10 protein-coding genes are annotated in these 11,601 nt (G+C 64.9%); 6 read left to right on the top strand and 4 right to left on the bottom strand.

What is annotated here, in order from left to right:
• The first annotated feature begins 115 nt into the window (after positions 1-115).
• Positions 116-1,792, top strand: coding sequence for a DNA repair protein RecN (gene recN / locus SD196_RS23415; RefSeq protein ID WP_343577123.1), 1,677 nt, complete (start codon positions 116-118; stop codon positions 1,790-1,792).
• A gap of 221 nt (positions 1,793-2,013) precedes the next feature.
• Here recN and fur read toward each other — a convergent pair whose 3' ends face one another.
• Positions 2,014-2,418 (bottom strand): ferric iron uptake transcriptional regulator, encoded by a 405-nt coding sequence (gene fur, locus SD196_RS23420; RefSeq protein WP_015478949.1) that lies wholly within the window; start codon positions 2,416-2,418, stop codon positions 2,014-2,016.
• A 96-nt stretch (positions 2,419-2,514) separates the two neighbouring features.
• Between fur and SD196_RS23425 the strand changes: the two genes are divergently transcribed.
• A complete protein-coding gene (locus SD196_RS23425; protein ID WP_275608727.1) occupies positions 2,515-3,051 on the top strand; it encodes an outer membrane protein assembly factor BamE in 537 nt (178 codons plus the stop codon).
• Between the two features lie 70 nt (positions 3,052-3,121).
• On the opposite strand, the gene SD196_RS23430 is transcribed toward SD196_RS23425, so the two are convergent.
• Both SD196_RS23430 and SD196_RS23435 read right to left on the bottom strand, forming a co-directional pair.
• Positions 3,122-3,430, bottom strand: coding sequence for an RnfH family protein (locus SD196_RS23430; protein WP_275608728.1), 309 nt, complete (start codon positions 3,428-3,430; stop codon positions 3,122-3,124).
• Positions 3,423-3,857, bottom strand: coding sequence for a type II toxin-antitoxin system RatA family toxin (locus SD196_RS23435; protein WP_275608729.1), 435 nt, complete (start codon positions 3,855-3,857; stop codon positions 3,423-3,425). Before SD196_RS23435 ends, SD196_RS23430 begins: the two co-directional genes overlap by 8 nt.
• A 153-nt stretch (positions 3,858-4,010) precedes the next feature.
• Here SD196_RS23435 and smpB point away from each other — a divergent pair, with 153 nt between their 5' ends.
• Complete coding sequence (smpB, locus tag SD196_RS23440; protein WP_275608730.1) at positions 4,011-4,490, top strand: SsrA-binding protein SmpB; 480 nt, start codon at positions 4,011-4,013, stop codon at positions 4,488-4,490.
• 39 nt (positions 4,491-4,529) lie between these two features.
• Here smpB and SD196_RS23445 read toward each other — a convergent pair whose 3' ends face one another.
• Positions 4,530-5,306: an FCD domain-containing protein gene (locus tag SD196_RS23445; RefSeq protein WP_275608731.1), complete on the bottom strand. Its 777-nt coding sequence runs from the start codon at positions 5,304-5,306 to the stop codon at positions 4,530-4,532.
• Positions 5,307-5,636: 330 nt separating this feature from the next.
• Here SD196_RS23445 and SD196_RS23450 point away from each other — a divergent pair, with 330 nt between their 5' ends.
• From SD196_RS23450 to SD196_RS23460, 3 genes are all read left to right on the top strand, one after another.
• The gene (locus SD196_RS23450) at positions 5,637-7,313 is read left to right on the top strand and encodes a lactate permease LctP family transporter (protein ID WP_331317449.1); all 1,677 of its coding nucleotides are present in this window, start codon (positions 5,637-5,639) and stop codon (positions 7,311-7,313) included.
• 123 nt (positions 7,314-7,436) lie between these two features.
• The gene (lldD, locus tag SD196_RS23455; RefSeq protein WP_343577115.1) at positions 7,437-8,582 is read left to right on the top strand and encodes an FMN-dependent L-lactate dehydrogenase LldD; all 1,146 of its coding nucleotides are present in this window, start codon (positions 7,437-7,439) and stop codon (positions 8,580-8,582) included.
• Between the two features lie 109 nt (positions 8,583-8,691).
• A complete protein-coding gene (locus SD196_RS23460) occupies positions 8,692-11,499 on the top strand; it encodes an FAD-binding and (Fe-S)-binding domain-containing protein (protein ID WP_343577113.1) in 2,808 nt (935 codons plus the stop codon).
• Positions 11,500-11,601: the final 102 nt, after the last annotated feature.

Below are 11,601 nucleotides of genomic sequence, written 5' to 3' on the forward strand. Positions count from 1 at the left end.
ATTTTTTCGACTTCAAGGGCGCCGACCTCATGGGCACCCCAATGCGACAGGAGAGAATTGCCAGCGGCAAAAAATACTGTATAAATAACCAGACTTATTGATGGAGCCGCCGCCCATGCTGGTTCACCTGTCCGTGCACAACTACGCCATCGTCGAGCACCTCGATCTCGAGCTCGCCGCTGGCATGACCGTGATCACCGGCGAAACCGGCGCCGGCAAGTCGATCATGCTCGACGCCCTCGGCCTCGCCCTGGGCGACCGCGCCGACAGCGGCGTGGTGCGCCCCGGCGCCGACAAGACCGACATTCTCGCCAGCTTCGATGTCAGCGCGATTGCCGAAGCCCGCGATTGGCTGGCCGAGCGCGACCTGGAGCAGGACGGCCCGTGCATCCTGCGCCGGGTGATCACCGCCGAAGGCCGCTCCCGCGCCTATATCAACGGCACGCCCTGCCCTCTGGGCGACCTCAAGCACCTGGGCGAACTGCTCATCGACATCCACAGCCAGCACGAGCACCAGTCCCTGCTCAAGGCCGACACCCACCGCCGCCTGCTCGACGAATACGCCGGCAGCCAGGACCTGGCGCGCCAGGTGCACCTTGCCGCGCAGCGCTGGAAGCAGACCCGCCAGGAGCTGGACCGCCTGTCGCGCAATGGCGACGAGCAACGCGCTCGCCACCAGTTGCTCAGCTACCAGCTGGAAGAACTGGAAAACCTCGGCCTGGGTGATAACGAACTGGAGACGCTGGAAGCCGAACACAAGACCCTGAGCAACGCCGGCAGCCTGATCGCCGCGTGCCGGCAAGTAGTGGAAATGTGCAGCGAAAGCGATGCCGGCAACGTGCTTTCAGCCCTGACTTCGAGCCTCAATCGCCTCACTGCCTTCCCGAGCCAGCCGGTGGCGCTGGGCGAAGCGGTGAACCTGCTGTCCAGCGCGCAGATCCAGGTGGAAGAGGCAATTGGCGAGCTGAACCGCTTCGTCGACAACTTCGACGCCGATCCCATGCGCCTGCAACAACTGGAAGAACGCATGGACGCCATCTACAGCCTGGCCCGCAAGCATCGCGTACAACCCCACGAACTGCAGGACCTGCAGCAGCGCCTGCTGGATGAGCTGGAAGCGCTGAACGCCGATGATGAAGCCGTCGAGCGCCTGGGCGACGAACTGGCCGCCTATGCCCGTCATTACCAGGAGAAGGCCGAAGAACTCAGCCGCATCCGCCAAACCGCCGCGCCGCAGCTGGCCAAGGCGGTGGAAGTGGAAATGCAGCGCCTGGGCATGCCCGGTGGCCGCTTCGCCATCGACCTGCGCGAAGCCAACTCGGACGAACCCCAGGTGAACGGCCTGGAGCAGCTGGAGTTCCTGGTCAGCGCCAACCCCGGCCAGCCCATGAAGGGCCTGGCGAAAGTTGCCTCGGGCGGCGAGCTGTCGCGCATCAGCCTGGCGATCCAGGTGATCACCGCGCAGACCTCGCGCATCCCGACCCTGGTTTTCGACGAAGTGGACGTCGGCATCGGCGGCCCCACCGCCGAAGTCGTCGGCCAACTGCTGCGGCGTCTGGGCGATCGCGGCCAGGTACTGACCGTCACCCACCTGCCACAGGTGGCTGCACAGGGGCACCAGCACCTGTTCGTGCACAAGGACCGCGACACCAGCGAAACCCGCACCGCCGTGGCCAACCTGAAAAAGGCCGAACGCATCGAGGAAATCGCCCGCATGCTCGGCGGGGTCGACCTGACCAAGGAATCCCTGGCCCACGCACGCAAGATGGTGGACTCCGCCATACAGGGCTGACCCGTAGGGCGTACAACCGGTCGCGGTTGTACGTCGATACACCTACCGCATCGCTGACTTCGCGGCTGAGCTTGGCCAATCATTCCCAGGTCGAACCAGAGCGAAGCGGGACCATGGTCAATCGGCGTATAACGCGGAGCGTTATACGCCCTACGCCCGACGAACCGTGCCACAAACGAAAACGGCGACCCTAGGGTCGCCGTTTCTGCATCTGCGTGTGCTTACTTCTTTTTACGCACGTAGAGCACCAGATTGTGATCGACGAGCTCGAAGCCGCGCTCCCTGACGATCTCCTTCTGGCGTTTTTCGATTTCCGAGTCCATGAACTCGATGACTTCGCCGGTATCGACGCAGACCATGTGGTCATGGTGGCCACTGTCGGCCAGCTCGAAGACGGCATGGCCGCCATCGAAGTTGTGGCGCACCACCAAGCCCGCGGCCTCGAACTGGGTCAGCACGCGATAGACAGTGGCCAGACCTACGTCCTCACCCGCCTCCATCAGCGCTTTGTAGACATCCTCCGCGCTCATATGGCGTTGCTCGGCGGAATCGAGCATCTGGAGGATCTTGACGCGCGGCAGCGTGACCTTCAGTCCGGCTTTGCGCAGTTCGCTATTTTCAACCATGTGTGCTTTCTCGGCGCGGGATGCTTCGCAGCTTCCCTCAATGCAGGTATGATCGGGGTTTCGTCGCTCAGCCAAGATAGTGGAAGTCACCACCCGATGCAAAACGCCAAGCTCATGCTGACCAGTCTCGCCTTCGCGCTGGGACTCGCCGCACTCGCCGGTTGCTCTTTCCCGGGGGTTTACAAGATCGACATCCAGCAGGGCAACGTCGTAACACAAGACATGATAGACCAGTTGAAGCCTGGAATGACCCGGCGCCAAGTGCGGTTTATCATGGGTAACCCCTTGATCGTCGACACTTTCCATCCCAATCGCTGGGATTACCTGTACAGCATCCAGCCCGGTGGCGGTCAGCGCCAGCAGGAGCGCATGAGCCTGTACTTCAGCGACAGCGACCAGTTGATCGGCCTCAACGGCGACTTCATGCCCGGCGTAAGCCGCGACGAGTCGATCCTCGGCAAGGAAGGTGGCCCGACCACCACGCCGTCGGAACCGACCCAGCAGCAACCCGAACAGCCCAAGGAAGAACCGGCCAAGCCCGGCTCCGTGGAAGAGCAGATCCAGAAGGAAGTGGACCAGGTGGAAACCGTGCCGGTCCCGACCCCGGAACCGCTGGACAAGAACCCGCAATAAGGGTCTGCCCGACAAAAAAGCCCGGCCAATGCCGGGCTTTTTGTTGCCTGCTGTTTCAGGACCGGGGCATTCAGCCCCTGGCGGCCTTGGCCCGAGCCGCGCGCTGCTTGCGAACCTCTTTGGGATCGGCGATCAGCGGACGATAGATCTCCACCCGCTCCCCGTCTTCCAGCACGCGCTCATCGGGCTTGGCCACGGCCTTGCCGAAAATCCCCAGCGGGCAATTCTGCACATCCAGATCAGGAAACTGCGCAGCGATGCCCGACAGCAGCACCGCCTCGCGCACCCGGGTGCCGTAGGGCACGCTCAGACGCAGCAGGGCTTGCCGCTCGGGCAGTGCGTAGACCACCTCGATGGCGATGCTCGCCGCTTCAGCCATGGAGTTGCTTGGCGCGCTGGCAGAAGGCATCGACCATGGTGTTCGCCGCCTGGGTGAACAGCGGGCCGAGGGTGGCCTTCACCAGCGCGCCGGCGTAATCGAAGGTCAGGTCGAGGGAAATCTTGCAGGCCTTGTCGCCCAGGGCCTTGAAGGTCCAAACGCCGTGCAGCTGGGTGAAAGGGCCTTCCTCCAGGTTCATCTCGATGCTCTGGCCGGGCACCAGCGCATTACGCGTGGTGAAGCGTTGGGTGATGCTGCCTTTGGCCACGGTCAGCTCGGCGCGCATGGCCACCTCGCTTTCCTCCAGAACAGTGGAAGCCGAGCACCAGGGCAGGAACTCCGGGTAGCGCGCCACATCATTGACCAGGTCGTACAGCGCCTTCGCCGGGTAGGGCAGCAGCGCCGAACGCTGGATATGCGTGCTCATAGACGTCTCGCTTTGTTATGGGGCGATTACCCGCCCGCTGATCAAAAAAACAGCGCGCATTCTCCGAGATTAGCCACGCCCCCTCAAGCTTGCATGCCGGCATGCACCGTCCCGATAGCGGCGCGGCGAGCGACTCCCTATAATGCGCGGCCTATGGCTAAACAGAAGAAACACCCTTCGGGGACCATCGCGCAGAACAAGAAGGCTCTGCACGACTACTTCATCGAGCAGCGCTTCGAGGCGGGCGTCGCCCTGGCCGGCTGGGAAGTGAAAAGCCTGCGCGCCGGCAAGGCGCAGCTGGTGGACAGCTACGTGCTGCTCAAGGATGGCGAAGCCTGGCTGCTGGGCAGCCACATCACGCCGCTGACCACTGCCAGCACCCACGTCATCGCCGACCCGGTGCGCACGCGCAAGCTGCTGCTGCACAAGCGCGAGCTGGGCAAGCTGTTCGGTGCCGTGCAGCAGAAAGGCTACGCCTGCGTCGCGCTGTCGATGTACTGGAAGAAGCACCTGATCAAGTGCGAGATCGCACTGGCCAAGGGCAAGAAAGAGTACGACAAGCGCGATACGGCGAAGGAGCGCGACGCCAACCGCGAGGTCCAGCGCGCCATTCGCCACGGCAAGGACGACTGAGTCCTTCAGCGCCCTCCCTCAGCGAGGGCGCGTTGCCGGTCAGGCGTCCACTGCGCCCTGGCGCCGTTGCGCCCGCTGCAGGCGTACTTCCTGCGCCTGGGCTTCGGCCAGTACTTCCTGCACGTAATCGATGTGTCGCTGGGAAATCTCCCGCGCCGCCTCCGCATGCCCGCCGACAATCGCCTCGTAGAGCTCACGATGCTGACGCATCAGTTGCTCGCGGGTCTCGTCGCGCTGCGCATACATCCCGCCGATATTGGTCACCACGTTGCGCTTGAGCAGGTCGAACAGGCCGCGGATGGTGTGCAGCAATACGGCGTTGTGACTGGCCTCGGCGATGGCGAGGTGGAAGGCCGCGTCCGCCGCTCCCTCCTCCGCCCGGCTGACCTTGCCGTGCCCCTGGTAGCACTCCTGCAGCGTGTCGAAAGCCTGCTTCAGGCGCTGATGATCCACCTCGGTCGCACGCTGCGCGGCGTAGTACGCGCAGGAGCCTTCCAGGGTGTGACGGAACTCCAGCAGATCGCGCTGCGCTTCCGGATTGCTCTCCAGCAGATGCAACAGCGGATCGCTGAACATTGAGCCCAGCCCTTCGCTAACGTAATTGCCTCCCCCCTGGCGACTGACCAGCAAGCCCTTGGCCCCCAGCTTCTGGATCGCCTCGCGCAGTGACGGCCGCGACACGCCGAACTGCTCGGCCAGCACTCGCTCCGCCGGCAGGCGCTCGCCAGCCTTGAGGGTGCCTTCGAGAATCATCGCCTCCAGCCGCTCGACGATGTCATCCGACAGACGGCGCTGCTTGACCTGACCAAATCCCATCTTCGTGATCTCCCACGGCAAAACGCTCTGCGCCGCGACTTGCGCGCCGAGCGCGGCAGTCTGACCAACCCCGAAGCCGGCAACAAGACCACCCCGCCCACCCGGGCGTTATCGACAAAAGTTGAATCGCAGCAAATTGACACGCCGACAGCAGGGCTTTTACCCTGAGCGCTCGGCTTTGTAAATTGGTCTTACCAATTTACCGCAAAGTCGATTACACGACAACTACGCCGCGATCAGTCGACCGCCTGCCAGCGCGCCACAAGCGCAACGGAATCGCCCGACCGGCAACAAGGCCCTCCACCCAAAAACAATTAGGGAGCCAACCAGATGCAAACCTGGCAGCAGATCTATACCCCGCTCGGCAGCCTTGGCCTGTCCGCGCTGGTCGCCGTCATTCCGATCGTGTTCTTCTTCCTCGCCCTCGCCGTGTTCCGCCTCAAGGGCCACGTCGCCGGCAGCATCACCCTCGCCCTCTCGATCATCATCGCCATCGCCGCCTTCGGCATGCCCGCCGACATGGCCATCGCCGCCGCCGGTTATGGTTTCGCCTATGGCCTGTGGCCGATCGCCTGGATCATCGTCGCGGCGGTGTTCCTCTACAAACTCACGGTCAAGAGCGGCCAGTTCGAAGTGATCCGCAGCTCGGTGCTGTCGATCACCGGCGACCAGCGCCTGCAGGTGCTGCTGATCGGCTTCTCCTTCGGCGCCTTCCTCGAAGGCGCGGCGGGCTTCGGCGCGCCGGTGGCGATCACCGCCGCCCTGCTCGTCGGCCTGGGCTTCAATCCGCTGTATGCAGCCGGCCTGTGCCTGATCGCCAACACCGCGCCGGTGGCCTTCGGCGCCCTGGGCATCCCGATCATCGTCGCGGGCCAGGTCACCGGCATCGACGCCTTCAAGATCGGTGCCATGACCGGCCGCCAGTTGCCGTTCCTGTCGATCCTCGTGCCGTTCTGGCTGGTATTCATGATGGATGGCCTCAAGGGCGTGAAGGAAACCTGGCCCGCCGCGCTGGTCGCCGGCGGCAGCTTCGCCATCACCCAGTACTTCACCTCCAACTTCATCGGCCCGGAACTGCCGGACATCACTTCCGCCCTGGTCAGCCTGATTTCCCTGACCCTGTTCCTGAAGGTCTGGCAGCCGGCAGCCGAGCGTGAAGTGGTCGCCACCGCTGGCGGCGCAGCGGTCATGGGCGGCAACGGCTCCCGCGGCACCGAGCCCTCGCCCTACAGCTTCGGCGAAATCCTCAAGGCCTGGTCGCCCTTCCTGGTGCTGACCGTGCTGGTCACCATCTGGACCCTGAAGCCGTTCAAGGCCATGTTCGCGCCGGGCGGCACGCTCTACAGCCTGGTATTCAACTTCGCCATTCCGCACCTGGACCAGCTGGTCGTGAAGACCGCCCCCATCGTCGCCAACCCGACGCCGATCGCCGCCGTGTTCAAGCTGGACCCGGTCTCGGCCACCGGCACCGCAATCTTCCTGTCCGCCGTGGTCTCGATGTTCATCCTGCGCATCGGTGCGAAAACTGGTCTGACCACCTTCAAGGAGACCCTGATCGAGCTGAAATGGCCGATCCTCTCCATCGGCATGGTGCTGGCCTTCGCCTTCGTCACCAACTACTCGGGCATGTCCACCACCCTGGCGCTGGTCCTGGCCGGCACCGGCGCGGCCTTCCCGTTCTTCTCGCCGTTCCTCGGTTGGCTGGGCGTGTTCCTGACCGGTTCGGATACCTCGTCCAACGCGCTGTTCAGCTCGCTGCAGTCCACCACTGCGCACCAGATCGGGGTCAATGACACCCTGCTGGTGGCCGCCAACACCAGCGGCGGCGTGACCGGCAAGATGATTTCGCCGCAATCCATCGCCGTGGCCTGCGCCGCCACCGGCATGGTCGGCAAGGAATCGGACCTGTTCCGCTTCACCCTCAAGCACAGCCTGATGTTCGCCGCCATGGTGGGTTTGATCACCCTGGCCCAGGCGTACATCTTCACCGGCATGCTCGTGCATTAAGGGAAATGGCACTGGATCGTCATTCCCGCCTGTGGGAATCCGGATTGAGCAGCTAGTTTTCTCTGGGTCCCCGCCTTCGCGGGGACGACGCCCGCAACAAGACCACGATTGATGAGACGTCCAATGATCATCTCTGCCTCTACCGACTACCGCGCCGCCGCCCAACGCAAGCTGCCGCCGTTCCTCTTCCACTACGCCGACGGCGGCGCGTACGCCGAGCGCACGCTGCGCAACAACGTCGACGATCTGGCCGGCATCGCCCTGCGCCAGCGCGTGCTGAAGAACATGTCCGAGCTGAGCCTGGAGACGCGCCTGTTCAACGAGACGCTGAGCATGCCGGTGGCCTTGGCCCCGGTTGGCCTGACCGGCATGTACGCCCGGCGCGGCGAGGTACAGGCAGCCCGTGCGGCGACCGCGAAGGGCATTCCGTTCACCATGTCCACAGTGTCGGTCTGCCCCATCGAGGAAGTCGCCCCAGCCATCGACCGACCGATGTGGTTCCAGCTCTACGTGCTCAAAGACCGTGGCTTCATGCGCAACGCCCTGGAGCGTGCCAAGGCCGCCGGCGTCACCACCCTGGTGTTCACCGTCGACATGCCGGTGCCCGGCGCGCGCTACCGCGATGCCCACTCCGGCATGAGCGGCCCGAACGCGCCGCTGCGTCGTGTCTGGCAGGCCATGACTCACCCGGCCTGGGCGCTGGACGTCGGTCTGCTGGGCAAGCCGCACGATCTGGGCAACATCTCCAAGTACCGTGGCAACCCCACGGGGCTGGCCGACTACATCGGCTGGCTGGGCGCCAACTTCGATCCGTCGATCTCCTGGAAGGACCTGGAGTGGATCCGTGATTTCTGGGACGGCCCGATGGTGATCAAAGGCATCCTCGACCCCGAGGACGCCAAGGATGCAGTGAAATTCGGCGCCGACGGAATCGTCGTCTCCAACCACGGCGGCCGCCAGCTCGACGGCGTGCTATCCAGCGCCCGCGCCCTGCCGGCCATCGCCGACGCGGTGAAGGGCGACCTGAAGATTCTCGCCGACTCCGGCATCCGCAACGGTCTGGACGTGGTGCGCATGATCGCCCTGGGCGCGGACACCGTGCTCATCGGCCGCGCCTTCCTCTACGCTTTGGCGACCCACGGCGAAGCCGGCGTGAAGAACCTGCTGGACCTGTTCGAAAAGGAAATGCGCGTGGCCATGGTGCTCACTGGCGCCAAGTCCATCAGCGAGATCACCCGTGACTCGCTGGTGCGCGAACTGGGCGCGTAAACGCCCTCTTTTCGTAGGAGCGAGCCAGACCGTGCCTCGGCGCGTTCGATAGAAGAACACCGATGGACCGTCCAGCGGTCCACGCTCACCGATGATGACTGGAGCCGCCATGAGCCTCCCTGCCGCATTCTTCGACACGGTAGAACACCTGATCCCCCGCGAGCGTCGCTTCGACGATCCGCTGTCGACCCTGGCCTTCGGCACCGACGCCAGCTTCTATCGCCTGATCCCCAAGCTGGTGATCCGCGTCGAAAGCGAAGACGAAGTCGCCACCCTGCTCAAGTCCGCCCACGCCCACCAGGTCGCGGTGACCTTCCGCGCCGCCGGCACCAGCCTCTCCGGCCAGGCCGTGAGCGACTCGGTACTGCTGGTACTGGGGGACAACTGGAATGGCCGCGACATCCGCGACGGCGGTACGCAGATTCGCCTGCAGCCCGGCGTCATCGGCGCCCAGGCCAACGCCTGGCTGGCACCTTTCGGCCGCAAGATCGGCCCGGACCCGGCCTCGATCAACGCCTGCAAGATCGGCGGCATCGTCGCCAACAACGCCAGCGGCATGTGCTGCGGCACCGCGCAGAACAGCTACCACACCCTGGCCGGCATGCGCCTGCTGCTGGCCGACGGCACACTGCTGGACAGCGAGTTGCCCGACAGCGTCGCCGCCTTCCGCGACAGCCACGGCGCCCTGCTCGACCAGCTCGCCGAACTGGGCCGGCAGACCCGCGCCAACCCTTCGCTGGCCGCGAAGATCCGCCACAAGTACCGCCTGAAGAACACCACCGGCCTGTCGCTGAATGCGCTGGTTGATTACGACGAGCCGCTGGATATCCTCACCCACCTGATGGTCGGCTCCGAAGGCACCCTGGGCTTCATCAGCGCAGTGACCTACGACACCGTGCCGGACCACCCGCACAAGGCCAGCGCGCTGATCGTCTTCCCCGATGTGGAGACCTGCTGCAAGGCCGTGACCGTGCTCAAGCAGCAACCGGTCTCCGCCGTAGAGCTGCTGGACCGCCGCAGCCTGCGCTCGGTGGAGAACATGCAGGGCATGCCGGCGTGGGTGAAGAGCCTCTCCGAAGGCGCCTGCGCGCTGCTCATCGAATCCCGCGCCGCGACCCAGTCGCTGCTGCATGAACAACTCGCGCAGATCAACGCCTCCATCGCCGATTACCCGGTGGAGAAACAGGTCGACTTCAGCGAAGACCCGGTGGTCTACAACCAGCTCTGGCGCATCCGCAAGGACACCTTCCCGGCCGTCGGCGCGGTGCGCGAGACCGGCACCACGGTGATCATCGAGGACGTCACCTTCCCCGTCGAACAACTGGCCGAAGGCGTGAACCGCCTGATCGCGCTGTTCGACAAGCACGGCTACGACGAAGCCATACTGTTCGGCCACGCGCTGGAAGGGAACCTGCACTTCGTCTTCACCCAGGGCTTCGAAACGCCGGAGCAGATCGCCCGCTACTCGGCCTTCATGGACGACGTCGCGCACCTGGTCGCGGTGGAGTACGGTGGCTCGCTCAAGGCCGAGCACGGCACCGGGCGCAACATGGCGCCCTTCGTCGAGCTGGAATGGGGCCACGACGCCTACCAGCTTATGTGGCAGTTGAAGCGCCTGCTCGACCCCACCGGCATCCTCAACCCCGGCGTGGTGTTGACCGACGATCCGCAGCTGCACCTGAAGAACCTCAAACCACTGCCGGCCGCCGACGAGATCGTCGACAAGTGCATCGAATGCGGCTTCTGCGAACCGGTCTGCCCGTCCAAGGGGCTGACGCTCAGCCCGCGCCAGCGCATCGTCATGTGGCGTGATATCCAGGCCAAGCGCCGCGCCGGCATCGACACCACGCAGCTCGAGCGCGACTACCAGTACCAGGGCATCGACACCTGCGCCGCCACCGGCCTGTGTGCCCAGCGCTGCCCGGTGAACATCAACACCGGCGAGCTCATCAAAAAGCTGCGCGGCGGACAAGCGCACCACGCCGGCACCGCCACCTGGCTCGCCCGCAACTTCGCCACGGCGATGAAAGGTGCTCGCTTCATGCTGCATGCGGCCAATGGTGCACGCAGGGTGCTAGGGGCGCCGCGCCTGGCCAGCCTCAGCGCCTCCATCAGTAATGCGAGCAAGGGCCGCGTGCCACAGTGGACGCCAGCCATGCCGCAACCGGTTCGCCTCGCCACACCACCGCGCACGCTCGACGACAGCCGCCCGCGCGTGGTCTACCTGACCGCCTGCGTGTCCCGCGCCATGGGCCCGGCAGCGGCGGACGAAGAGCAGATGCCGCTGATCGACAAGACCCGCCAGTTGCTTGAAAAGGCCGGCTACCAGGTGGTCTTCCCCGACAACGCCGACAACCTCTGCTGCGGCCAGCCCTTCGCCTCAAAAGGCTACAAGGACCAGGCCGACGCCAAGCGCGACGAGCTGCTCGCCGAGCTGCTGCGCGCCAGCCGTGGCGGCCTCGATCCGATCTACTGCGACACCAGCCCCTGCACCCTGCGCCTGGTACAGGAGCTGGCGGACGACCGGCTGAAGATCTACGACCCGGTGAAGTTCATCCGCACCCATCTGGTGGAGCGCCTGGACTTCCAGCCGCAGGACAAGCCGGTGGCCGTGCACGTCACCTGCAGCACCCAGCACCTGGGCGAGAGCCAGGCGCTGATCGACCTGGTCAAGCGCTGCACCCGCGAAGTGGTGATCCCCGAAGGCATTCACTGCTGCGGCTTCGCCGGTGACAAGGGCTTCACCACACCGGAACTGAATGCGCACTCGCTGCGTACGCTCAGGGATGCCGTGCAGTACTGTGAGGAAGGCGTCTCCACCAGCCGCACCTGCGAGATCGGCCTGTCCGCCCACGGCGGCATCGATTATCGCGGCGTGGTCTACCTGGTGGATCGCGTCACCCGCGCAAGAACGTAGGATGCTTTTCGTAGGATCGAGGGGGGCGCCTAGCCCTTGCTCGCGAACCGCCCGACGCCGGCACGGCCGGCCGGTCCGTTCGCTAGCAAACTCACTCCCCTC

The sequence above is a fragment of the Pseudomonas macauensis genome (genome assembly GCF_047902425.1).
Taxonomy (GTDB): Bacteria; Pseudomonadota; Gammaproteobacteria; order Pseudomonadales; family Pseudomonadaceae; genus Pseudomonas.